Origin of the sequence: Thioclava sp. F34-6 (assembly GCF_002213235.1) — a bacterium.
In the GTDB taxonomy this organism is placed as follows: Bacteria; Pseudomonadota; Alphaproteobacteria; order Rhodobacterales; family Rhodobacteraceae; genus Thioclava; species Thioclava nitratireducens.
Window position 1 is genome coordinate 282322 of the sequence record NZ_NBOA01000003.1, and the last position, 21771, is coordinate 304092.

At 63.7% G+C, this 21771-nt stretch carries 24 protein-coding genes and 1 tRNA gene; 10 read left to right on the top strand and 15 right to left on the bottom strand.

Translation table 11 applies throughout. From position 1 onward, the window contains the following. Positions 1-11: 11 nt before the first annotated feature. Positions 12-923, top strand: a complete 912-nt coding sequence (locus B6V72_RS07490; RefSeq protein WP_088735247.1) for an ABC transporter permease — start codon at positions 12-14, stop codon at positions 921-923. Here the strand turns inward: B6V72_RS07490 and B6V72_RS07495 are convergent. The 3 genes from B6V72_RS07495 to thyX all read right to left on the bottom strand — a co-directional run bounded on the left by B6V72_RS07495 (position 912) and on the right by thyX (position 3052). Continuing rightward, on the bottom strand, positions 912-1325 hold the full coding sequence (locus B6V72_RS07495; protein WP_088735248.1) for a DUF1810 domain-containing protein: 414 nt from the start codon (positions 1323-1325) through the stop codon (positions 912-914). The genes B6V72_RS07490 and B6V72_RS07495 overlap by 12 nt on opposite strands. Positions 1326-1453: 128 nt before the next feature. Next, on the bottom strand, positions 1454-2134 hold the full coding sequence (locus B6V72_RS18970) for a hypothetical protein (protein WP_143597869.1): 681 nt from the start codon (positions 2132-2134) through the stop codon (positions 1454-1456). 3 nt (positions 2135-2137) lie between these two features. Then, on the bottom strand, positions 2138-3052 hold the full coding sequence (gene thyX, locus B6V72_RS07505) for an FAD-dependent thymidylate synthase (protein WP_075776246.1): 915 nt from the start codon (positions 3050-3052) through the stop codon (positions 2138-2140). A 154-nt stretch (positions 3053-3206) separates the two neighbouring features. On the opposite strand from thyX, the gene B6V72_RS07510 reads away from it, so the two are divergent. Then, a complete protein-coding gene (locus B6V72_RS07510; protein WP_075776245.1) occupies positions 3207-3641 on the top strand; it encodes a VOC family protein in 435 nt (144 codons plus the stop codon). Here B6V72_RS07510 and pth read toward each other — a convergent pair whose 3' ends face one another. The 3 genes from pth to B6V72_RS07525 form a co-directional block, all read right to left on the bottom strand. Continuing rightward, positions 3642-4340: an aminoacyl-tRNA hydrolase gene (pth, locus tag B6V72_RS07515; RefSeq protein ID WP_088735250.1), complete on the bottom strand. Its 699-nt coding sequence runs from the start codon at positions 4338-4340 to the stop codon at positions 3642-3644. 87 nt (positions 4341-4427) lie between these two features. Then, entirely contained in the window at positions 4428-4718 is a 291-nt protein-coding gene (locus B6V72_RS07520) for a hypothetical protein (protein WP_088719106.1), read from the bottom strand. 189 nt (positions 4719-4907) lie between these two features. After that, positions 4908-5543, bottom strand: a complete 636-nt coding sequence (locus B6V72_RS07525) for a 50S ribosomal protein L25/general stress protein Ctc (protein ID WP_078539807.1) — start codon at positions 5541-5543, stop codon at positions 4908-4910. Between the two features lie 203 nt (positions 5544-5746). Here B6V72_RS07525 and B6V72_RS07530 point away from each other — a divergent pair, with 203 nt between their 5' ends. After that, a complete protein-coding gene (locus tag B6V72_RS07530) occupies positions 5747-6625 on the top strand; it encodes a helix-turn-helix domain-containing GNAT family N-acetyltransferase (RefSeq protein ID WP_088719105.1) in 879 nt (292 codons plus the stop codon). Here the strand turns inward: B6V72_RS07530 and B6V72_RS07535 are convergent. After that, the gene (locus B6V72_RS07535) at positions 6616-7779 is read right to left on the bottom strand and encodes an alpha-hydroxy acid oxidase (RefSeq protein ID WP_088735251.1); all 1164 of its coding nucleotides are present in this window, start codon (positions 7777-7779) and stop codon (positions 6616-6618) included. The genes B6V72_RS07530 and B6V72_RS07535 overlap by 10 nt on opposite strands. A gap of 154 nt (positions 7780-7933) precedes the next feature. Between B6V72_RS07535 and B6V72_RS07540 the strand changes: the two genes are divergently transcribed. From B6V72_RS07540 to argF, 3 genes are all read left to right on the top strand, one after another. Continuing rightward, on the top strand, positions 7934-8680 hold the full coding sequence (locus tag B6V72_RS07540) for a ZIP family metal transporter (RefSeq protein WP_088719409.1): 747 nt from the start codon (positions 7934-7936) through the stop codon (positions 8678-8680). A 222-nt stretch (positions 8681-8902) separates the two neighbouring features. After that, positions 8903-10081, top strand: coding sequence for an aspartate aminotransferase family protein (locus B6V72_RS07545; protein ID WP_088735252.1), 1179 nt, complete (start codon positions 8903-8905; stop codon positions 10079-10081). An 88-nt stretch (positions 10082-10169) separates the two neighbouring features. Further along, entirely contained in the window at positions 10170-11096 is a 927-nt protein-coding gene (argF, locus tag B6V72_RS07550) for an ornithine carbamoyltransferase (protein WP_075776238.1), read from the top strand. A 21-nt stretch (positions 11097-11117) separates the two neighbouring features. Here the strand turns inward: argF and yihA are convergent, their stop codons facing one another. The 8 genes from yihA to rpmH form a co-directional block, all read right to left on the bottom strand. After that, positions 11118-11768 (bottom strand): ribosome biogenesis GTP-binding protein YihA/YsxC, encoded by a 651-nt coding sequence (yihA, locus tag B6V72_RS07555; protein ID WP_075776237.1) that lies wholly within the window; start codon positions 11766-11768, stop codon positions 11118-11120. Next, a complete protein-coding gene (locus tag B6V72_RS07560) occupies positions 11768-12535 on the bottom strand; it encodes an MOSC domain-containing protein (RefSeq protein WP_088735253.1) in 768 nt (255 codons plus the stop codon). The genes yihA and B6V72_RS07560 overlap by 1 nt, the downstream gene beginning before the upstream one ends. Next, positions 12532-14379, bottom strand: coding sequence for a membrane protein insertase YidC (gene yidC / locus B6V72_RS07565; RefSeq protein WP_088724661.1), 1848 nt, complete (start codon positions 14377-14379; stop codon positions 12532-12534). Before yidC ends, B6V72_RS07560 begins: the two co-directional genes overlap by 4 nt. Positions 14380-14546: 167 nt before the next feature. Then, positions 14547-16166, bottom strand: coding sequence for a GGDEF domain-containing protein (locus B6V72_RS07570; protein ID WP_088735254.1), 1620 nt, complete (start codon positions 16164-16166; stop codon positions 14547-14549). A gap of 81 nt (positions 16167-16247) precedes the next feature. Beyond that, positions 16248-17129, bottom strand: coding sequence for a tRNA 2-thiocytidine(32) synthetase TtcA (gene ttcA, locus B6V72_RS07575; protein WP_075776233.1), 882 nt, complete (start codon positions 17127-17129; stop codon positions 16248-16250). Next, on the bottom strand, positions 17122-17412 hold the full coding sequence (yidD, locus tag B6V72_RS07580) for a membrane protein insertion efficiency factor YidD (protein ID WP_075776232.1): 291 nt from the start codon (positions 17410-17412) through the stop codon (positions 17122-17124). Before yidD ends, ttcA begins: the two co-directional genes overlap by 8 nt. Continuing rightward, positions 17409-17837, bottom strand: a complete 429-nt coding sequence (gene rnpA, locus B6V72_RS07585; protein ID WP_077701152.1) for a ribonuclease P protein component — start codon at positions 17835-17837, stop codon at positions 17409-17411. The genes yidD and rnpA overlap by 4 nt, the downstream gene beginning before the upstream one ends. A gap of 130 nt (positions 17838-17967) precedes the next feature. Then, positions 17968-18102: a 50S ribosomal protein L34 gene (gene rpmH, locus B6V72_RS07590; protein ID WP_075776231.1), complete on the bottom strand. Its 135-nt coding sequence runs from the start codon at positions 18100-18102 to the stop codon at positions 17968-17970. A gap of 305 nt (positions 18103-18407) precedes the next feature. Here rpmH and B6V72_RS07595 point away from each other — a divergent pair, with 305 nt between their 5' ends. The 4 genes from B6V72_RS07595 to B6V72_RS07610 all read left to right on the top strand — a co-directional run bounded on the left by B6V72_RS07595 (position 18408) and on the right by B6V72_RS07610 (position 21476). Beyond that, positions 18408-19832: a HAMP domain-containing sensor histidine kinase gene (locus tag B6V72_RS07595; protein WP_075776230.1), complete on the top strand. Its 1425-nt coding sequence runs from the start codon at positions 18408-18410 to the stop codon at positions 19830-19832. A gap of 146 nt (positions 19833-19978) precedes the next feature. Further along, positions 19979-20055 (top strand) — tRNA-Arg (locus B6V72_RS07600). Between the two features lie 127 nt (positions 20056-20182). Then, positions 20183-20446 (top strand): RpiB/LacA/LacB family sugar-phosphate isomerase, encoded by a 264-nt coding sequence (locus B6V72_RS19375; protein ID WP_240497700.1) that lies wholly within the window; start codon positions 20183-20185, stop codon positions 20444-20446. Positions 20447-20507: 61 nt separating this feature from the next. Continuing rightward, positions 20508-21476, top strand: a complete 969-nt coding sequence (locus tag B6V72_RS07610) for a class 1 fructose-bisphosphatase (RefSeq protein ID WP_088719096.1) — start codon at positions 20508-20510, stop codon at positions 21474-21476. The last annotated feature ends 295 nt before the right edge of the window (positions 21477-21771 follow it).

A 21771-nucleotide genomic window follows, 5' to 3' on the forward strand; every position in this document is an offset into this window, starting at 1 on the left:
GAGAAACACAGATGGCCGTTCCCGCATATGCAAGCCCGCTCGAGAGAACCTGGCACTACGCCTATCTCGTGATCTGTGGTCTGATCTTCTTCTTCCTGATCGCGCCGATCGTGGTGATCATTCCGCTGTCCTTCAACGCGGAGCCTTACTTCACCTTCACCGAGAAGATGCTGAGCTTCGACCCCTCCGGCTATTCGATGCGCTGGTATGACATGCTGCTGACCTTCGGGATGCAGGAGCCGCAGGTCGAGCGCAGCTGGTCGTGGTGGATGGATGCCTGGCAGCATTCGACCTGGATCGACGTGGCGAAGAACTCGGTGATCATCGGCTTCTTCTCGACGATCCTCGCGACGGTGCTGGGCACGCTGGCAGCCCTCGGCCTGTCGCGCCCCGAGATGCCGTTCCGCCGTGCCATCATGGCGGTGCTGATCTCGCCGATGATCGTGCCGATCATCATCACCGCGACGGGGCTGTTCTTCTTCTACTCGAAGACCGGGCTCGCGCATTCCTATCCGGGCATCATCATGGCCCACGCGACCTTGGGCATTCCTTTCGTGATCATCACCGTGACCGCGACGCTGGTGGGCTTCGATCACTCGCTGACCCGCGCGGCGCAGAACCTCGGCGCGGATCCGCGCACGACCTTCTTCAAGATCGTGATGCCGCTGATCCTGCCGGGCGTGGTCTCGGGCGCGCTGTTCGCCTTCGTCACCTCCTTCGACGAAGTCGTCGTGGTGCTCTTCGTGGCAGGCTACGACCAGCAGACGATCCCGCGTCAGATGTGGAACGGTATCCGCGAGCAGATCAGCCCCGCGATCCTTGCGGTGGCGACGATCCTCGTCTTCGTGTCGATCGCGCTTCTGACCACGGTCGAACTGCTGCGCCGCCGCTCCGAGCGCCTGCGTGGGATGTCACCTGGCTAAGGCGTCAAGCGTCAGCGGGCAGCGCTCGCCCCCATAAAACGTCTCAAGGAGCCGGGTGAACACCGGCTCCTTTTTCTTTGAGGCGGCCTCGAACAGCGTCGCGCAGGAGCGCAGCTTCAGCGCATCGACCGGCCCCATGATCTCCTCGATGGGCGTGCCCGCATGGGCGAGCACCGCCTCGGAGGCCTCCACCAACCGCGTCCGCAATACCGGATCGGCGAGATAGGCCCGCGCCTCGGCCAGATCCGCGATCCCGTATTCCACCGCTCGGGGCGACCGCCCGAGCGAGGCCAGTTGCGGGAAGATCCACCAGATCCAATGGCTAGTCTTGCGACCTTGGCGGAGTTCGCGCAGCGCGGTCGGATAGTCGCGGGCTTGGGGGGCGTGGAAGCGTTGGGTCATGGGATGAGCCTAGCACGCTCTGGACATCGCGAGGAGTGCCGCGACCGATCCGAGGGTGGGCGCAATCGCGCCCGCCCTGGGGGCGGGTCGGGCGCGGCCCGGCCTAGGGGCCGGGCGAAGAAAACCTGCTAGAGCGGCTTGTCTTTATTTGCGCCAATTGCGTTCAGCCAGATTACGAAGTCTCGGCCAATAGGAGTTAGGCGAATACATTCTGCATCTACGTCGACTAGACGAAAATCAGTCAAGTAACGGATGTAACCTTCGAAGGGTACAGACGCGAGATCAGTGAGTTCCTTTTGGAGTATTGCATACTCCTTCCGCGCTTCTTCGAGAGATATCTGCCCACCGCGCTGGTTGAGCAATTCAAGAGCTCGAATCTGACTGCCAAAAATGTTGCTGTATGCGGACGCAAAATGTCTCAGCAACCGTTCTTTCGCCACAGCCGCGATCAGAATTTCTAGACGTTCGTGCTCTGGATGGTCTTCAAGTTCTTCTCTGACGCTATCCCTTATTTCTCGCTGTGCAGGCGTCAAATTCTCCTCAAGGATTGGTAAAACCTTATTCGACCGTTGTTCACCGGGCAGTGAATCGTCTAGCGCACCGGAGTTCCCGCGTTGCTGCGGAATAAACTCTGCGCGATTGTTTCCAACGGTTAGGTGCTTGATATTTCGCAACAAACCTTTGAGTGGTTCACGGAAAATAAACGCAATGACAACGATCGCCACCGGCCAAGAAAGCCATCTTAGCGCTTCCACTAAAAGCGCTATGTAAGGCAAACCGGTGGACGGTTCATAACTAACGTTCAGCACTCGTTACCCCCAAACCTCCGTAAACTCCCGCCACTCGCCTTTGCTCATGCCGGAGGTCTCCTGCGTGATCTCCTCGCCCGCCAGACGGCGCTTCAGCAGCTCCACCGCCTTGCCTGACAGGTTCACCCCGCCCAACCTATAATCCTCGAAGGCCGAATAGGCCGCGGGCACCCAGTCACGCACGATGTCGCACATGGTCTCGGCATAGACGCGGATCTCGTATTGCGCGTGGCTGTCGGCGCGCAGGCGCAGGAAGTGGAAGAGGTTGTGCAGGTCCACCTTCCAATACCATTGCGTGTAGATATTGGTCGGCAGGTTCATCCGCGCCAGTTCCCGCGCGAGGCCCTGTTTGCCTGCATCCTCGTCGGGCGTCAGCATGTCCTCGTAATGGTCATAGGCGCGCATCGCGTCGTCGCGCAGGATGTCGAGCACGCGGGCGGCCTCGGCGCCTTCGAGCACCTGACCGCGGCCCTGATGGTTCTGGCTCGATTGCGCGGCGAGCTGGCTGGCCTCGGGGATGTAGAATTCGCGGTCGAGGATCGAGTAGCGCGCGGAGTATTCGTTGACGTTCGCGGTGCGGTGGCGGATCCACTGGCGCGCCACGAAGACCGGAAGTTTGACGTGGAATTTGACCTCGCACATCTCGAACGGGGTCGAGTGCCAGTGCCGCATCAGATAGCGGATCAGGCCCGCGTCGCTGTTCACCGTCTTGGTGCCCCGGCCATAGGAGACGCGCGCCGCCTGCACGATCGCGTTGTCGTCGCCCATGTAGTCGATGACCCGGACCACCCCGTGATCGAGCACTTCATGGGCGGTATAGAGCCGCTTCTCCATCCCCGGCGAAACCGCCCGCGCGGTCATTTGCGTCTCGGCGCGCTGTGCGTCGATCTCGGCTTGTTGTTCGGGGGTGAGCGCCATGATGTCCTCCGGATGTCTCGAATCGACCTCCACTATATCTGCGATGGGCGGCTCTAGGAACCGCCATATCCTGTGGATAAGCCGGGGTGCTTGCCGCGGCCGCGTCAGGAGCTATCCTCCGGTTAACCGCAATCAGTTCCAAGGAAGCCTGTTCATGAAAATCGAATATCTGCACACGATGGTCCGCGTGCTCGACCTCGAGAAATCGAAAGCCTTCTACGAGCTTCTGGGGCTCAAGGAACGCAACCGCATCGAAAACGAGAAGGGCCGCTTCACGCTGGTCTTCATGTGCCCGCCCGATCAGGACGACGGCACGGCGGATGTCGAGCTGACCTGGAACTGGGACGGCGATAGCGGGCTGCCCTCGGACAGCCGCCATTTCGGCCACCTCGCCTACCGCGTCGAGAACATCTACGAGATGTGCCAGCACCTGATGGACAACGGCGTAACGATCAACCGTCCGCCGCGCGACGGTCACATGGCCTTCGTGCGCTCGCCCGACAATATCTCGGTCGAGCTGCTGCAGATGGGGGAGTCGCTGCCGATCCAGGAACCCTGGGCCAGCATGGAAAACACCGGAAGCTGGTGATTACTTGCGAAAGTGATCCTTGAGCTTGTCGAAGGGGCTGCGGGTTTCCGTGGCCTCTTTCTTTTGCGGGGCGTTTTGCGGGGCAGGGGTGTCGGCCTTCGTGGGTCCCTTGGTCCCGGTCGAAGAGCGCGGCGGCGCGACCCGCAGGCTCACCGCATTGAGGAATTTCGACCCGTCGCCCTCCGCCAATGCGGGCGCGCCGTCCGAAATCCCGCGCAGCAGATCGTCGAGCATCTCCTGCTCCGCCTTCGGGAAGTCGTTGAGCACATAGCCCGCCACACGGTCCTTGTGCCCCGGATGGCCGATCCCCAGCCGAACCCGCGCGTAGTCGGGCCCCATATGCTGATGGATCGAGCGCAGCCCGTTATGCCCCGCATGGCCGCCGCCCTGTTTGAGGCGGCACTTGCCGGGGGCGAGGTCCAGCTCGTCATGGAAGACGGTGATGTCGGAGACGTCGACCTTGTAGAAATCGGCGGCCGCGCGCACGGATTGGCCGGACAAGTTCATGAAGGTCTCGGGCTTCAGCAGCACAACGCGGGTTGAGCCGAAACGGCCCTCACTCACCTGACCCTGAAACTTGCCGCGCCACGGGGCGAAGCCGTGATCCTCGGCGATCCGGTCGAGCGCCATGAAGCCGATATTGTGACGGTTGTTCGCGTATTTCGCGCCCGGATTTCCCAGGCCCACCCAGAGTTGCATGCGTCTCCCCTTTCGAACGACGGTGTCGAGGCTCTGCTCACTCCGGGATAAGTGAGCGCGCGCGAAGGGGAAAGGGGGTCGTCGCGTTCAGGCGGCGCGGTGTTCGACGTAGGCTGGGCGTCCCGATGAGCCGACGACGATCGGGCGCTCTTGAGTGTCGGGAAGGGCAAACTCATCGAAGAGGCGTTCGCTGGTCTCTTCGATATTGCACTTCGCGATTTCCTCATACCCGTTGCGCGGGAGTCGTCGGGCCGTAAAGATGCGGAACGGTCGCAGGACCGGACCCAGCACCGTATAGAGGGCGCGGCTAATTGCGTTGAGCATTCTAGGCGGTAGCACCACGAATGCTGCAAGAACGAGTGCGAATAGCTCCAGCATGTGACTAGCCTTTAGGTTGTATTAACTTTGAGGCTATAGCGTTTCGCGCAAAAGGCGAGGAAATTCGAGATCACATAGATGTGAACGAGTTTGGTTGGCGGTTTGCCGCGCATCCGGGGAATCAAGCGCCGCGCAAAGAAAAACGGGGCCTCGAAAGGCCCCGTCTCGAAAATCTCATCGGAAGAAGAATTACTCTTCGGTCGCTTCTTCGCTGGCTTCTTCGCCTTCGTCCTCGTCGGAGGAACCGCCACCGAAGCCTTTCGGCGGGGCGACGTTCGCGATCACGAAGTCACGCTCGATGGTGGGCTTGGCGCCTTTCGGCAGGTCCACGTCGGAGATGTGGATGGTGTCGCCGATCTGCTTGCCTTCGAGGTCGACCACGATCTGCTCGGGGATATCGCCGGCGAGAACGTTGAGTTCGACTTCCGGGCGCACTGCGACGAGGGTGCCGCCGCGCTTCAGGCCGGGCGCCTTCTCGTGGTTGATGAACTCGACATGCACGAAGAGCGAGATGCGCGAGTTGCGGTGGGTGCGCATGAAGTCGACATGGGTCGGCAGGTCCTTCACGACGTCTTTCTGAACGCCGCGGCAGATCACGCGGACGTCTTCCTGGCCTTCCATCTTCAGGTTGAAGAGGGTGGACATGAAGCGGCCTTTGCGCAGGCGGGTGATCAGGCGGTTGTAGTCGAGGTTGATTGCAACCGGGTCCTTGCCGTCGCCATACACGATACCGGGCACGAGGCCCTCACGACGCGCTTGCCGAGCGGCCCCCTTGCCCGTCCCCGTACGCGCCACGGCTTCGATCGTTTCGATCTCTTTTGCCATAACTGGTCTCCAATTTGTCAAAGTGATGGGCCGCCTCCAAGGGTGTCGGGCCCATGAAGCCGCGCGAATACTCGGGATTGGCCGGGATGGCAAGGGGAAACCGACGACGTTACGGAAACCGGGACGGGACGGAAACCGGGGTTGCCACAGCTTGGTACCTGACTAAAGTCAGAAAATATTCCGGACTTCAGTCAGGTATTTCCATGGATTCTATCGCACGTATACGCCGGTTCAACCGGGCCGTCACCCGACAGCTCGGGGCGCTCAACTCGTCTTTCCTGGGGCGTGGCCGCCCGCTTGGTTCTGCGCGGGTGCTCAACCTAATCGGGCGCGGGCAAGGGGATGTCGCGAAACTGCGCGAGGCATTGGCCCTCGATTCCGGGCAGATGAGCCGCCTGTTGCGGGGGCTGGAGGGCGAGGGATTGATCGTGATGGAGGACGATCCCGAGGACGGGCGGCGCCGCATCGCGCGGCTCACCGACGCGGGCCAGGCGGAATTCGCGGAATATGAACGGCTCTCCGATGCGCAGGCGGCGGATATCCTGTCCCGCCATCCCGATCACGCCGCGCTGCTGGGGGCGATGGACCTGATCGCGACGTCGTTGACGCGCAGCGAGATCGAGATTGTGCCCTGCGACCCACTCGATCCGCGCGCGCAGTCCTGTCTGGCCAAATATTATGCGGAACTCTCTGCCCGGTTCGACGGGGGCTTCGACGTGAGCCTGTCGAAAGACCCCGAGGCCGCCGAGATGCGTCCGCCCCATGGCACGTTCCTGATCGCCTTGTCCGACGGATTGCCGCTGGGCTGCGCAGCCCTGAAGGGCGGGGCGGACTATGCCGAGGTGAAACGCGTCTGGATTGCCCCCGCCGCACGCGGCTTGGGGTTGGCGCGGCAGCTAATGACCGCGCTCGAAGTCTCGGCCCGCGAACTGGGCCACCTGCGCCTGCGGCTCGACACGAATTCAGCGCTGCCCGAAGCGATCGCAATGTACCAGCGCTTCGGCTGGCACGAGATCCCGCGATACAACAACGATCCCTACCCGGACCGGTTCTTCGAGAAACGCCTGCTCGCTCAGGAATAAGTGTCGAAGAACCCGTTCGGGATCAGCAGATCGTCCCGGCCCAGATCCTCGATCCGGCGCTTGCCACACAGAGCCATCGATGTGTCCAGCTCTTTCTGGATGACCTCGAGCGCCTTGGTTACGCCCGGCTCGCCCATCGCGCCCAGACCGTAGACATAGGCGCGCCCGATCATCACGCCCTTCGCGCCAAGCGCCAGCGCCTTGAGCACGTCCTGTCCAGAGCGGATACCGCTGTCGAGCCAGACTTCAGTCTTGTCGCCGACTGCGTTGACGATCTTCGGCAGCATCCGGATCGAGCTGAGCGCCCCGTCGAGCTGACGCCCGCCATGGTTCGAGACCACGATCGCATCGGCTCCTGTGGCGGCCGCCATCTCGGCATCTTCTTCGCTCAGGATTCCCTTCAGGATCACCTTGCCGCCCCACATGTCCATGAGCTGCTTGATCCGGTCCCAGTTGAGCGACTGATCGAATTTTTCCGCCGTCCAACTTGCCAGCGAGGCGGGATCGGCGGCGCTCTCCACATGGCCAACGATATTGCCGAAGAAGCGCCGCTTGGTCTGCAGCATCTCGATGCCCCAGCGCCATTTCGTGGCGAGATCGGCCAGCACGGCGGGGGTGAATTTCGGCGGCGCCGTCAGGCCGTTCTTGAGGTCCTTGTGCCGCTGCCCCAGCAGCTGCAGATCGACCGTGATGACCAGCGCGGAGCAGCCCGCGGCCCGTGCCCGATCCAGCACGCGCTTGTTATAGTCGTCGTCGGTCAGCGTATAAATCTGGAACCAGAAGGGCTGGCTGACATTCTCGGCCACGTCCTCGATCGAGCAGATCGACATCGTCGACAGCGTGTAGGGTACGCCGAACTTCTCCGCCGCGCGCGCCGCCTTGATCTCGCCATCCGCGCGCTGCATCCCCGTCATCCCGACCGGCGCCAGCGCCACCGGCATCGCGACGTCCTGACCCAGCATCGTCGATTTCGTCGAGCGCCCCGTCATGTCCCGCGCGATCCGCTGGTTGAGCCGGATCTGCGCGAAATCCTCGGTATTCTCGCGGAAGGTCTGCTCGGTATACGAGCCGCTTTCCGCGTAATCGTAGAACATCTTCGGCGTGCGGCGCTTATGCAGACGTTTCAGATCGGCGATGGAGGTGATGACGGGCATGGGGGTTCCTCTCTCCGTGGTTAAGTTTCCTTACCAATCGCGCGAAATTTGCGCAATCACCCATCGCAAGGCTTGCAATCATGCCCGATCCGTTCCCATCTCGCCGGGAGAACACGAAAAGGAGAGCGCCGTGAACGAGGTATGGCTCGGCCTGATGGGCGGCATGGTGGCGGGCGTCGCGACAGCCGCCGGGGCGATCCCGGCGCTCCTGGGTCGCTCGATGAGCCAGCGCACCGCCGATACGATGCTGGGCTTTGCGGCGGGCGTGATGCTCTCGGCGTCGTATTTCTCGCTGATCCTGCCGGGGATCGACGTGGCAGAGACCATGTTCGGCTCTGTCTGGGTCGCCGCCGCCATCGCCGCGATCGGGATCGCCATCGGCGCGGGCTTCGTGGCCTGGCTGAACGCGACCCTGCCGCACGAGCATTTCACCTCCGGCCGTGAGGGTGCCGATGCGGCGCAACTGGCGCGGATCTGGCTCTTCGTGATCGCGATCACCATTCACAACTTTCCCGAAGGTCTGTCGATCGGCGTCGCTTTCGGCGCGGGCAACGAGAACGGCTTCTCGGTTATGACTGGCATCTCGCTGCAAGACATCCCGGAAGGCCTTGCCGTGGCCGTCGCGCTGATCGGGCAGGGTTATTCTCGGCGGAAGGCCTTCTTCGTCACCGCGATGACCGGCGCGGTCGAACCCGTGGGCGCGCTGGTCGGCGCAGCTGCCGTGTCGGTCTCCGGCGCACTGCTGCCATGGGGGCTGACCTTTGCAGCGGGTGCCATGCTATACATCATCAGCCACGAGATCCTGCCCGAAACCCACCGCAACGGGCACCAGAACCGCGCGACCGCCGGGCTACTCTTCGGCCTGATCCTGATGATGTTCCTCGACGTGACGCTTGGCTGATCCCTCTTTACTTCCGCGCTGCCCCAGCGTAAGCGCCATGCATGATCGCAAGGACCGCATATATTTCCCGTCCCCGACGTCGCCGCTGAAGCGCCTGACGTCCGATCTGCCGTGGCCTGCCGCCACACCCAATCCCAAATCGCTGACCGAAGGCCCCCGAATGTTGACAGCCCCCCGGGACTGTTGCACGAATTTGCCTTCCCTTACTGGAGCTTGACCCCGATGATCCCCTCCGTCCTGCCGACCTATAATCGCGCACCGCTCGCCTTCGTTAAGGGCGAAGGTTCCTGGCTCGAGACGGCGGACGGGAACCGATATCTCGATATGGGCGCTGGGATCGCGGTGAATGCGCTGGGTCATGCCGCGCCGGAACTGGTCGAGGCGCTGACCGAGCAGGCCGCGAAGCTTTGGCACGTCTCGAACCTCTACCAGATCCCGCAACAGCAGGCGCTGGCCGATGCGCTGGTCGAGAAGACCTTCGCCGATACGGTCTTCTTCACCAATTCCGGCACCGAGGCTGCGGAACTCGCGATCAAGATGGCGCGGAAATACTGGTCCTCGAAAGGCGAGGACCGGGTGGAGATCATCACCTTCGAGGGCGCCTTCCACGGCCGCTCCACCGGTGCGATCTCGGCCACGCCGAAATCGGAAAAGATGGTGAAGGGCTTCGGCCCGCTGCTGCCCGGCTTCACCCAGCTTCCCTGGGGCGATCACGAGGCGCTCAAGGCTGCCGTCACCGACAAGACCGCCGCTATCCTGATCGAGCCGATTCAGGGCGAAGGCGGCATCCGCCCGGTGCCCGATCAATGCCTGAAAGGGCTGCGCGATCTCTGCGACGAGACCGGCGCGCTCCTGATCTTCGACGAGGTGCAATGCGGCGTGGGCCGCTCTGGCCGGCTGTTCGCGCATGAATGGGCAGGCGTCACGCCCGATATCATGATGGTCGCGAAGGGCATCGGCGGGGGCTTCCCGCTGGGCGCGGTGCTGGCGACCGAGGAGGCCGCCTCCGGCATGGTCGCGGGCACGCATGGCTCGACCTATGGCGGTAACCCGCTGGGCTGCGCGGTCGGCGCCAAGGTGATGGAGATCGTCTCCGAGGCCGCTTTCCTCGACCAGGTGAACGCCAAGGCAGGTTTCCTGCGCCAGAAGCTCGAAGGGCTGATCGCGGCGCATCCCGACACGTTCGAAAGCGTGCGCGGCACCGGACTGATGCTGGGGCTCAAATGCAAGCGCGCGCCGGCCGATCTCGTGGCCGCCGCCTATGACCAGCACCTGCTGACCGTCCCGGCGGCGGATAACGTGCTGCGCCTGCTGCCCGCGCTGAACATTTCCGAGGCCGATCTGGCCGAGGCGGTGACCCGGCTCGATGCCGCCGCGTCGCAACTCGAAAAGGCCGCCTGACTTCCTCTTGGCGTAAATATCCTCGGGGGCTGCGCGGGAGCGCAGCGGGGCGGACAGCCCCTCAGGCCCCTCCACGAAAGACAAACCGATGAACCATTTCCTCGATATCCACAAAACCGACCCCGCCGCGCTGCGGTCCATGATCGACCAGGGCATCGCGATGAAGCAGGCCCGCAACGGTCGTCCGAAAGGCGCGCCCGATGACGAGCAGCCGCTCGCCGGGCACATGGTCGCTCTGATCTTCGAGAAGCCCTCGACCCGGACCCGCGTCAGCTTCGATGTCGGCGTGCGTCAGATGGGCGGGCAATCGATGGTGCTCTCGGGCGCGGATATGCAGCTGGGCCATGGCGAGACCATTGCCGATACCGCCCGGGTTTTGTCGCGCTACGTCGATCTGATCATGATCCGGACCTTCGAGGAGGAAACATTGCTCGAGATGGCCGAATATGCCTCGGTGCCGGTGATCAACGGCCTGACCGACCGCACTCATCCCTGCCAGATCATGGCCGATGTTATGACCTATGAAGAGAAGCGCGGGCCGATCGCGGGAAAGAAGGTGGTCTGGTCGGGCGACGGCAACAACGTCTTCGCCAGCTTCGCCCATGCCGCGGCGCAGTTCGGCTTCGATCTGACCTTCACCGGGCCGGAAACGCTCGACCCCGAGCGTGCGTGGCTCGACTTGGCCGAGAAGGCGGGGCACCCGATCACGATAGAGCGCGATCCGATCAAGGCGGTCGAAGGCGCCGATCTGGTTGTCACCGACACTTGGGTGTCGATGCATGATCCGGAATCCGCAAAGGAGCGTCGCCACAACCAGCTGCGGCCCTACCAGGTCAACGAGGAGCTGATGAGCCACGCCAAGCCCGACGCGCTTTTCATGCATTGCCTGCCCGCGCACCGCAATGACGAGGCGACGAGCGGCGTCATGGACGGCCCAGCCTCGGTGATCTTCGACGAGGCAGAGAACCGTCTGCATGCGCAAAAGGCGGTGATGCGCTACTGCCTCGGCAAGTGACGACAGAAGCCGGGCAGGGGGTCACTCCAGCCCGGCGATGATCGCGCGCAGCGTCTCGATCCCTTCGCCCTTTTCGGACGAGGTCAGTACGATCTCGGGGAAGGCGGCGGGGTGTTTGGCCAGCGCCTTACGCACCTGATCCAGCACCTTTTCGCAATCTTTCGCGCTGACCTTGTCGGCCTTCGTCATCACGACCTGAAATGGGACGGCGGCGCGGTCAAGCAGCGTCAGGATCTCCTCGTCCACCGCTTTGACGCCGTGGCGCGTGTCGATCAGCACGAAGGCGCGCCGCAGCGTTGCGCGGCCGGACAGGTAATCCTTCAGCAACGCCTGCCATTTCGCGACCACCGCGACCGGGGCCTGCGCGAAGCCGTAGCCCGGGAGGTCGACCAGATAGGGTCCGTCCTGCGTGGTGAAATAGTTGATCTCCTGCGTGCGGCCCGGCGTGTTCGATGCGCGCGCGAGGTTGCGGCGGTTCGTGAGCGCGTTGATCAGGCTTGACTTGCCGACATTGGATCGTCCCGCGAAGCAAACCTCAATGCGGTCGGCGGGTGGTAGCCCCTTCATCGCGACGACGCCCTTGAGGAAATCGACGGGGGCGGCGAACAGCTTGCGCCCACGCTCACGCGCGAAATCGTCGGGCTCTTCGGCCAGCGGGAAATTCAACTCCATCAGAGTACCTCGATCTTGTCGCCGCGCGCGATGCGGCCCTGTTTTGTGACGAGGCAGAATGCGCCAAGGTCAGTATGCCCGTAATGGCGTTCCAGCTCTGCCAGCATGTCGATGTCGCGCTCGCCCGTCTCGATACTGGCGTCCGTCGCGCGACAACGCCCGATACAGGCGCGCAGTTGCAGCTCCGCCTCGCCCACGCGTACCGTTTTCCCGATCAGGTCCATCTCGGCGAAGGGCTCCCAGCCCTCGACCCAGAGATTGGCGCGGAAGCGGCGGCGGTCGATGGGCTTGCCCACACGCGCCGAGAGATCGTCGAGCGAAGCCTGCCCGATCAGCGAGACATAGGGCAGGGGATCATCGGTGAAAGCCCGGTCGGGGCCGCGTACCAGCGCGGTCGGGCGCGGCGCGCTCTCGGGCCAGAACGGGCGCAGCCATTCCAACAGTTTGCGCTGGTCGAGCTCACGCTCGGGATCGATCTCGAGATGCCATTGCTCGGGGTGCTCCAGCAGAATGTGTCCGTTCTCGAGCATCCGCGACGTCACCCCCATCAGGCCCGCCGCGGAACGTCCGATCACGAAGTTGATCTTCTGGCCCCAGCCATCCGCGCGCCCCTCTGCATCGACACCGATCTTGGAGCGCTCATGCAGCACCGCCCACTCCCGGTCGCAAGGCAAGACGCGCCCCTCTTCAAGGGACGCGTCCTTCAGTTCCTCTACCCCGATCGACTTGATCGGATGTCGGTAGATGCGAGAGAGCGTTGCGCTCATTTCTTCTCTTCGGCGGGTTTCTTCCGCGAGAAGCTCTCTTTGATATTGCCGAACAGGTCCGGCCGCTTCCCGTGCATCGACATGATCGTGTACTGCTGGATGAACGTGATCGTGTTGTTCGTGATCCAGTAAAGCACGAGGCCCGAGGCGAAGCTGCCCAGCATGAACATGAAGACCCACGGCATCCACGCGAAGATCATCGCCTGAGTCTTGTCCGTCGGCGCCGGGTTCAGGCGCTGCTGGAACCACATCGAGACACCCAGCAGGATCGGCAGGATACCGAGCGACAGGATGAAGAGCGGCGAGCCCGGATCGGGCGCTGCGAAGGGCAGAAGGCCGAACAGGTTCAGGATCGAGGTCGGATCGGGGGCCGATAGGTCGTGAATCCAGCCGATCCACGGCGCGTGATACAGCTCGATCGTGACGTAGATCACCTTATAGAGCGAGAAGAAGATCGGGATCTGGATCAGAAGCGGCAGACAGCCCGCGGCGGGGTTCACCTTGTGCTTCTTGTAGAGCTCCATCATGCCCTGCTGCATCTTCTGGCGGTCGTCGCCAGCGGCCTCTTTCATCTTCTCCATCTCGGGCTGCAGTTCCTTCATGCGCGCCATCGAGATGTAGGACTTTCGTGCCAGCGGGAAGACGATCAGCTTGATGATGAAGGTCAGCGCGATGATCGCCCAGCCCATGTTGCCGATCGCGCCATGCAGGAAGTGCAGGAGGCGGAACATCGGCTTGGTGAGGAAGTAGAACCAGCCCCAGTCGAGCGAGTCGACGAATTTCGGGATCGGGACATTGTCCTGATAGTCGCGCAGGGTTTCCCATTCCTTCGCACCGGCGAAGAGGTGGGTCTGCGCGTCACCCTTGGCGCCCGGCGCGACGTCGATCACCGGCAGGCGGGTCTCGGTCTGGTAGATGTCGGACTTCTCGCCCGAATATTTCACCACCGAGGTGAAGGGGCCCGAGATCGGCGCCAGAACGGTCTGCCAGTATTTGTCGGTAAAGCCCGTCCAGCCGGCGTCCTTCACCTGCTTGATCTCGGCCTGACCCTCGGCGCCCTTGTTATCGAGCTTGGTGATGTTCTTGTATTTGATCTCTTGGAGATTGCCGTCATCCATCGCCACGAGGCCTTCGTGGAGCACGTAGACGCGGCGCTCCTCGGGGATGCCGTGACGCGCGATGATACCGTATGGGGCAAGCTTCACGGCGGCGTTGGTACCGTTCTGCACCGACTGCTTGATCGTGAAGAGATACTTGTCATCGACCGAGATCTCGCGCTGGAAGGTCAGGCCGTGGCCGTTGTCCCACTGAAGCGTCACAGGCGTGTCGGGCGTGAGTTTGCCGTTGCCGACCTGCGTCCAGACCGTATTCGGGCCGGGCACCTGATCGCCCGGCAGACCGCCCGCGGGCAGCCAGCCATATACGACGTAATAGGGCAGGGTCGAATTGTCCGTATTGCCGCTGATGGGCGAGAGGAGACGCACGTCCGGCGAATCTTTCGCCAGCGTTTCCTTGTATTTCTTGAGCGACAGGTCGTCGAAGCGCCCGCCGAGAGTCGAGATCGAACCCTCGACCGCCGGGGTGTCGATCGCGATGCGCGCGGCGCTTTGGGCTTGGGCGCTCGCGGTTTGCGACATGGTCGCCGTATCGACCGGCGCGCCGGTGGTGTCGGCCGCAGACTTCGGTGCGATATCAGTGCTTTCGGGCGTCGCGGCCTGTTGCGTGGTCACCTCGCTCGGCGGGGTCGTCGTGTCCTGCGTGGGCGGGAAGAAATAGGTCCAGACGCCCAGCACGACTGCGGAGAGTACCACCGCGAGAATGAGATTCTTGTTTTGGTTGTCCATGAAACCCTAAGTCCACAAGCCTGTCGAAAACTTGCATGGGTTCAACAGAAGGGGCAGCCAAAGGTCAAGCCATTTTCCCTTGAAACGATCGATCGGGCACGGTTTGCCTCTGCGTGCTTGGTCACGATGCCGGGCGCGCGGCGGCGGAGCGCGGTCTGCGGGGCCGCTCAACCCCGGCCGATTTGCGGCGTCGCGGCGAGCTTGGTGCGGTGCCGTTCTGCCCAATCGAGAAATTCGCTGATCGGCATCGGGGCGGCGATCGCCGGGCCTTGCACCGCTGAGCAGCCCAGCTGGCACAGCATCGCGTGCTCGGCGATACCCGGCACCCCTTCGGCGAGCGTTTTCAGCCCCAGACCTTCGGCCATCGATACGATCGCGGCGGTCAGGCGCTGGTGTTCGGTGTTGTGGTCGATCTGTGCGGTGAGCGAGCGATGGATGCGCAGCCGCTGCGGTCCGAGCCGGTGGATCGTTTCTGCCGAGACGGGGCCGGAGCCGAACCCCGCCAGTTCGATCAGGCAGCCGAGGCGTTTGATTTCGTGCAGGGTGCGACAGCAAACCGGATCGTCGAGCCGCGCCACCATCGCCTGCGGGACGATCAGCCGCAGCCGGTTCGGGGCGATCCCGAACCGGTCGAATTCCCAGGCCAGCCGCTCGGCCAGTCTCGGGTCGCCCATCTGGCCGTGCAGGAATGGCAGCGAGGCCGGGCCGAAGTCGCTGCCGTCGCGCGAGATGTCGCGCAGCGCACCGAAGGCCGCGTAGAGCATCACCTCGGAGAAGCGCGCGCCGAGCCCTGCAGCTTCGATCGCGGGAAGAATCTCGCTTTCGGTCAGGATCCCGCGCTGCGCGTGAAGCCAGCGCGGGATTGCCTGAAATCCCACGATGTCCCCGGTATCGGTGGATATCTGCGGCAGGAAGAACGCCTTTATATGCCCGGCCTCCAGTGCCTCCCCCACGCTGGCGGATAGCGGGTGCGGGCCCGGCTCTTTCATGACGATCTTGTTGGAACGGGAGGAGCGGATCGCGCCGGGGCCGCTGCGCATCGCGCGCTCGGCGGCGGTTTCGGCGCGCGACAGGGCCGCCTCCGCCTCCGCATGGGCGTGCGCTTCGGCCTTGGCCAGCGTGGCGGCGTCCTCGCGATGGGCAGGAGACGCATCACTCCGGCCCACGAGGTGAAAGCCGATATGCATGGTGATCTGTTCGGTCTGTGCCGCGATCGAGTAAGGCTCGCTTACCGCTTCCTGCAGGCGCCCGCAAAGCTGGATCATGCCCTCGAGCCCGAGGCGTGGCGTCGGGCGCAGCAGGACCGCGAAACGGGCACCCTCCCATCGGGTGACTACGTCGCCGCTGCGCAGCTGCCCCTGAAGCCGCTCGCCGATCCGGCGCAGCAGCAGGTCGAAGTCCCGTGCCGGCAGGCGCCGAAGCGCCTGCTCCGGCGCGTCGAGGCCGAGGATCAGGCAGCCGGTCGGGCGATTGCGCGCCCGCGCGTCTTGCAGGGATGCGGCCATTTCGGAGATCGCGGCATTTGGCGGCAGCAGGCCGGTAGCGGGGTCGCAGCCTTCCTCGTCAGTCTCAAGCGGGACAGGCAGGGGGCGGGTCATCCATCCCACCAGAAGCGCGGTAAGGCCGATCAACACCATCGCCTCGGGCCCCACCCAAAGCAGGGCGAGCCCACAGGCCGGTACGAAGGCGATCATCTCGCGACGGAGCAGAACCGGCCCCGGCTTGCCGTGATATTTTGCGCGCAGCTCTGATTTGCGGGCGGCGCGCTTGCCCCCGTCCTTTCCCATGACACCTACCCCCGTGGCACATGCAGGCCCCTCAGGAGCCCCCTTCGCAGGCGAGGTTAGGCGCAATTGGTATTCAGCCGGTTAATCGCGCTCGCGCAAAACCGGGACGTTTTCGTTAAAATCCGCTTCACTCTCCGCGCGCCGCTCGAGCCCCGCGAAATCGAAGATCGCGGGGTCGCACAGGTGCGAGGGGCGCGCGTTGAGTAGCGCCTTGAACATCTTGTTGCGGCGGCCGGGGGTGTTCTTCTCCCAGCCGTCGAGCATCATCTTCACCTGCTGGCGCTGCAGCCCGTCCTGAGAGCCGCAGAGATCGCAAGGGATGATCGGATAATCCATCGCGCGGGCGAATTTCTCGCAATCCTCCTCCGCGACGAAGGCGAGCGGTCGATAGACGAAGAGATCGCCTTCCTCATTCAGCAGTTTGGGCGGCATCGTCGCGAGGCGCGAGCCGTGGAACAGGTTCATGAAGAAAGTCTCGAGAATGTCGTCGCGGTGATGACCCAGCACGACGGCCGAGCAGCCTTCCTCGCGCGCGATGCGATAGAGGTTGCCGCGCCGCAGCCGCGAGCAAAGCGCGCAATAGGTGCGGCCCTGCGGGACCTTGTCCATCACGATCGAATAGGTGTCCTGATATTCGATCCGGTGCGGCACGCCCATCTTCTCGAGGAATTCCGGAAGCACGGTCGCGGGGAAGCCCGGCTGGCCCTGATCGAGATTGCAGGCCAGCAGCTCCACCGGCAGCAGCCCGCGCCATTGCAGCTCGTGCAGCACGGCCAGCAGCGTGTAGCTGTCCTTGCCGCCCGACAGGCAGACCAGCCAGCGTTGACCGCGTTCGATCATGCCGTATTTCTCGATCGCTTCGCGGGTTTCGCGCACGATGCGCTTGCGCAGCTTCTTGAACTCGGTCGTCGAGGGCGCTCCTGCGAAAAGCGGATGGATCGGGCTGTCTTCGTCATCAAGCATCTGGAGTGTCCTTCGCGTCATGCGCATGGGCGCAACGATGGGCGGCGTCATGTTCGGGATCGGCGCCAGGCACCGGGTCGTAGCCATGCCCGCCCCAGGGGTGGCAGCTCAGGAGCCGTTTCCCGGCAAGCCATCCCCCCTTCAGTGCGCCGTGCCTCTCGAGCGCTTCGAGCGCATAGACCGAGCAAGTCGGCTGGTAGCGGCAGCCGTGCCCCATCCAGGGGCTGAGCAGCAAGCGATAGGCATGAACCGGCAGGGCGAGGATTCGGGCGAGGGGGCTCATTTGCGTTTGCTCCCCTTGGGTTTGCGCGGTCTCGGCGGGGTGATCGGCAAATCGTGAATGATCGTGAGCACGGTCTCGAATTCGGCCAGCATGGCGGCGAAGTCGCGCGTTGCGGTCGCCTCGGGGCGCCCGACCAGAACATAGTCCCAGCCCGGCCGACCCGCCTTGGGCAGAACGGCGCGGGCGATTTCGCGCAGGCGGCGTTTCGCGCGATTGCGCGCCACCGCATTGCCGAGCTTCTTCGAGCAGGTGAACCCCACGCGGATCAGATCGGGGGCGACGGGCTCGTCTTCGCGGCGTTTGCGCGCCTGCAGCAGAAAGCCGGGCATCCCCTTACGCTGCGCCGAGGCCGCTTTCAGGAAATCCGCCCGCTGCCGCAGAACCGCGGTCGGGCGAGTCGGATCATCTGAGCGTATGGCGGCCATCAGGGGACCTCCGGCGAATAAACGGCGCGCAAAATAGCGAAGCCGCCGGTCTTTTCACCGATCCGACCCGAGGGCCCGACCTGCGAAAAGCATCCGGCGGCGTCAAAAGCCAGTCGCGGCTGTAACGGCCTTAAGCCGACAGACGCTTACGGCCCTTCGCGCGACGGGCGTTGAGAACCCGGCGTCCACCCTTCGTGGCCATGCGGCTGCGGAAGCCGTGGCGACGGGCGCGAACGAGGTTCGACGGCTGGAACGTGCGTTTCATCGTTTTCACTCCGGTTCGGGCCCAGAAACAGGATTCGAGGGCCAGATAGCATTTCGAAGCCGCTCTTTAGTGACCTCTCCCCGGCAAGTCAATTCGCGAAAGCGGGTTTTTTCCGGCTTTTTCGGTCGCTTCGCATGGATCGTGACCGCTCACGGGGTTTTGCCTTTCGTGCGAGCCACCTATCTTGTGCACAAAGAGCGGCTGACGCGCAGGATGGCATCCTTGCATCCTGACGGGCGGTGCATCAAGAGTGACAGTGAAGGGGACAGGCCGACGCTGCGGGGCGGCTCTGCGTTTGATAGGCGATGAAAGTGAACACTCTTTCAGGACGGTTTCTGATCCTGACCACGGTTTTCGTGGTGCTCGCCGAGGCGTTGATCCTTTTGCCGGGGCTAGCGAATTTCCGTGAGGACTATCTTCTTACGCGACTCGAGCGGGCGCAAATCGCCTCGCTCGCGCTGCTGACCACAGACACCACCATCGCGCCCGATCTGGAAAAGGAACTGCTCTCCAACGCGGGCGTCTTCAACGTCGTGCTGCGCAGAGATGCGGCGCGGCAGCTGGTGTTGTCCTCTCCGATTCCCTCGCCCGTGACCGAAACCTACGATTTGCGCGATTCGACCGAATGGACGCGCATCCGTGACGCGGTGCATGCGCTCTTCGATTCCGAGGATCGCGTAATCCGGGTGCTGGGGCAGCCGGTGCAGAAGGGCGGCATCGTGATCGAGGTGACGCTCGCGACCGAGCCGATGCGGATCGCGATGGTGGAATACGGGCTACGGCTCTTGTCGATCTCGGCGGTCTTCTCCGTGATCACCGCCGTTCTGCTGTTCCTGCTGGTGCGGCGGCTGATGGTCGTGCCGATCAAGCGGCTTGTAGCGCATATGTCATCCTACGCGGACGCGCCCGAAGACGCGCGGCGTATCATAACCCCGCAGGCCAGCGTCGAGGAACTGCGCGTGGCGGAAGAGGCCTTGGCCTCGATGCAGCAGCAGCTCACCGCGTCGCTGCGCCAGAAGGAGCGTCTCGCACAGCTGGGGCAAGCGGTCGCCAAGATCAGCCACGACCTGCGCAACATCCTGACCACGGCGCAGCTCTTCGCCGACCGTATGGAAAGCTCGGACGATCCCGGCGTGAAGCGCGCGGCGCCGAAGCTGACCGGCTCGATCGAGCGCGCGATCAACCTGTGTGAAACGACGCTCGCCTTCGGCAAGGCCAAGGAACCGCCGCCGACGCTGTCGCGCTTCATGTTCGGCGAGCTGGCGCAGGAAGTTCTGGAAAACGAGGAACACCCGAGCGAAGGCCCGGTCGTCGATTTCGTCACCGACATGCCGCCGAACCTGGTAATCCGTGCCGACCGCGAGCAGCTCTACCGCGTGCTCAACAACCTCGTGCGCAATGCCCGTCAGGCGATCGAGGCCACCGGAAAGAACGGTACGGTAGAGATCGGCGCAGGCGAGAATTCCGAAGGTTGGTGGATTCGCGTGCAGGACAGTGGCCCCGGACTGCCCGAGACCGCCCGCGAACATCTCTTCAAGCCGTTCACCGGGGGCACCCGAGCGGGCGGTACGGGGCTCGGCCTCGCTATTGCCGCGGAGTTGATTCGTGGCCATGGCGGGCGGCTGGACCTCGTTCGGACCGATGGGAGCGGCACCGAGTTTCGCATCTTCCTGCCCTCCGATGTCGCGTTGGATTGTGTCTCCGAGAAGGGCGCCGGCGCAATCTCCTGAGCCCGTGCGGGGTTTCGCGCCGGCAGCGATGCACCCATCCGCAGGGCTGCCGCGAGGGCATCCGGGAATTTTGACGGTTTTGCGAAATTGCCGCGAATTTGCTCTTGCATCGCTCCGACGTGGCCGTTACATCGCCCCACATAAGCGGACCCGTAGCTCAGCTGGATAGAGCACTTGACTACGAATCAAGGGGTCGGGCGTTCGAATCGTCCCGGGTCCGCCATTTCTCTCCCTTCCGAAATATAGATGATCAGCACGCCACTGATGCGGTTACGCGCGCGGTGATAGCTGTCAAGCGCTGGCGTGGCTGCAGTCCCAGACGTTGCGCATGACGTATGGCAGAGGCTTAGGTGAGTGGTGTCCGGAGTATCACGCCGCCGGGACCCGGCCTCGCGCTCGACTGTGCGATTTGCGTGGCTTTGCGCGTCGCGACCGACTGCGGCATCTCGAACAACGCGCATATCATCACGATGGGCGCGCGGGTCTTGGGCGTGGAGCTCGCGAAAGACATCGCCGATGCCTTCCTGGCCTCGTCCTTCGATCCCGAGGGGGAATCGGCGGACAACGTTCAGGCCATTGACGCGGTCGATGCCAAGTATCACACGACGGTCTGAGCGAACTCCCGAGGGCCGGGCGGTTCGCCGCCCGGTCCCAACTCACTGACGGAATTCCCACATGCTGACCTTGCCGAACGACCGTCCCTCGCAGGCGGCGCACCTGCGTGACTGCCTGCCTGCTGGCGGGCTTGGAGAGATCATCGCCGCGCTGGCGAATGCCTTGCCGCCGATCGAGCAGCGGCTCGCGGCGGGCAGGTTGCCCGGCGATCCGGCCGCGCCCTGTGGTCAGAATGAGAGCGGCGATGTGCAGAAGGCGCTCGATGTTGGCGCGCATGACCACATCATTGCGGCGCTTGCCGGGCTGGGTGTGCGGCACATGCTGTCGGAAGAGGCCGAAGAGGTCGAACTGCTCGACCCGGAAGGCCAATTCGATCTCGCGATCGATCCGATCGACGGGTCGGGCTCGATCGGTATCGGCGCGCCGCTCGGCATGCTGTTCGCGATCTATCCGACCGGACCTGCCGATTTCCGGCGTCCGGGCTCGGAGGCGATCGCGGCGGGTTATGCCTCCTTCGGGCATTCGCTGGATTTCGGGTTCACGGCCGGGCAGGGGGTGCAGATCGCCACCTATGACGGCGAGGACTTCCGCATGACGGCGCAGGATGTCCGGCTGTCGCCCAAAGCGTCGACCATTGCCTACAACGCCTCGAACGAGCGCCATTGGAGCCCGGGGCTGCAACGCTGGGCCGCCGAGTTGCGCGCCGGGGCAGAGGGCCCGCGCGGGCGCGATTTCAACATGCGTTGGCTGGCGGCGGCGGTCGGTGAATTGCACCGTATCCTGCTCAAAGGTGGCGCGTTCCTCTATCCGGCGGACCGGCGCGAAGGCTATCGCGCGGGGCGGCTGCGGCTGGCCTATGAGGCGGTGCCGATCGCCTGTCTGATCGAAGCGGCAGGCGGCCGCGCCACCGATGGCACCAAGCGCATCCTCGATCTCGTACCGGAGGCGCCGCACCAGAACGTGCCGCTCGTGTTCGGCGCGGCGGAAGAGGTCGAGATCATCAAGACATATCTTTCGGAGGAGACCTGACCCATGGCCCGCATCACGCTACGCCAATTGCTGGCGGCGCGCTGAGCACGTCGCCTGTCGAGGCCAGCCACAAGTGCGGCACATGGTGAGCGATTTTCTCCGTGGCCCCGAAATGTCGCAGAAACCACGCTTTCCGTCCGAAGACGCGCAACGGGCTACGAGCCCCAGCGCGAAGAAGCTATCGTCGCGATCGCGGGCGGCCGTTCTCCGACGATCAGACCGCGCGCACGAGTGAGTTGGCGGCGCGCAAAGGTCGACCTCGGTGGACGCTACTCGACGAAGTACAACGCCTGTG

What these genes read in the sequence shown, in the direction of transcription:
- B6V72_RS07490 (WP_088735247.1), top strand. Translation starts at nt 12, where the DNA reads ATGGCCGTTCCCGCATATGCAAGCCCGCTCGAGAGAACCTGGCACTAC.
- yihA (WP_075776237.1), bottom strand. Translation starts at nt 11,768, where the DNA reads ATGGAGTTGAATTTCCCGCTGGCCGAAGAGCCCGACGATTTCGCGCGT.
- rnpA (WP_077701152.1), bottom strand. Translation starts at nt 17,837, where the DNA reads ATGGCCGCCATACGCTCAGATGATCCGACTCGCCCGACCGCGGTTCTG.
- B6V72_RS07495 (WP_088735248.1), bottom strand. Translation starts at nt 1,325, where the DNA reads ATGACCCAACGCTTCCACGCCCCCCAAGCCCGCGACTATCCGACCGCG.
- thyX (WP_075776246.1), bottom strand. Translation starts at nt 3,052, where the DNA reads ATGGCGCTCACCCCCGAACAACAAGCCGAGATCGACGCACAGCGCGCC.
- B6V72_RS07520 (WP_088719106.1), bottom strand. Translation starts at nt 4,718, where the DNA reads ATGCTGGAGCTATTCGCACTCGTTCTTGCAGCATTCGTGGTGCTACCG.
- B6V72_RS07530 (WP_088719105.1), top strand. Translation starts at nt 5,747, where the DNA reads ATGGATTCTATCGCACGTATACGCCGGTTCAACCGGGCCGTCACCCGA.
- yidD (WP_075776232.1), bottom strand. Translation starts at nt 17,412, where the DNA reads ATGAGCCCCCTCGCCCGAATCCTCGCCCTGCCGGTTCATGCCTATCGC.
- rpmH (WP_075776231.1), bottom strand. Translation starts at nt 18,102, where the DNA reads ATGAAACGCACGTTCCAGCCGTCGAACCTCGTTCGCGCCCGTCGCCAC.
- B6V72_RS07545 (WP_088735252.1), top strand. Translation starts at nt 8,903, where the DNA reads ATGATCCCCTCCGTCCTGCCGACCTATAATCGCGCACCGCTCGCCTTC.
- B6V72_RS07595 (WP_075776230.1), top strand. Translation starts at nt 18,408, where the DNA reads ATGAAAGTGAACACTCTTTCAGGACGGTTTCTGATCCTGACCACGGTT.
- B6V72_RS07525 (WP_078539807.1), bottom strand. Translation starts at nt 5,543, where the DNA reads ATGGCAAAAGAGATCGAAACGATCGAAGCCGTGGCGCGTACGGGGACG.
- B6V72_RS07535 (WP_088735251.1), bottom strand. Translation starts at nt 7,779, where the DNA reads ATGCCCGTCATCACCTCCATCGCCGATCTGAAACGTCTGCATAAGCGC.
- yidC (WP_088724661.1), bottom strand. Translation starts at nt 14,379, where the DNA reads ATGGACAACCAAAACAAGAATCTCATTCTCGCGGTGGTACTCTCCGCA.
- B6V72_RS07570 (WP_088735254.1), bottom strand. Translation starts at nt 16,166, where the DNA reads ATGGGAAAGGACGGGGGCAAGCGCGCCGCCCGCAAATCAGAGCTGCGC.
- B6V72_RS07510 (WP_075776245.1), top strand. Translation starts at nt 3,207, where the DNA reads ATGAAAATCGAATATCTGCACACGATGGTCCGCGTGCTCGACCTCGAG.
- pth (WP_088735250.1), bottom strand. Translation starts at nt 4,340, where the DNA reads ATGCAACTCTGGGTGGGCCTGGGAAATCCGGGCGCGAAATACGCGAAC.
- ttcA (WP_075776233.1), bottom strand. Translation starts at nt 17,129, where the DNA reads ATGCTTGATGACGAAGACAGCCCGATCCATCCGCTTTTCGCAGGAGCG.
- B6V72_RS07560 (WP_088735253.1), bottom strand. Translation starts at nt 12,535, where the DNA reads ATGAGCGCAACGCTCTCTCGCATCTACCGACATCCGATCAAGTCGATC.
- B6V72_RS07540 (WP_088719409.1), top strand. Translation starts at nt 7,934, where the DNA reads ATGGGCGGCATGGTGGCGGGCGTCGCGACAGCCGCCGGGGCGATCCCG.
- B6V72_RS07610 (WP_088719096.1), top strand. Translation starts at nt 20,508, where the DNA reads ATGCTGACCTTGCCGAACGACCGTCCCTCGCAGGCGGCGCACCTGCGT.
- argF (WP_075776238.1), top strand. Translation starts at nt 10,170, where the DNA reads ATGAACCATTTCCTCGATATCCACAAAACCGACCCCGCCGCGCTGCGG.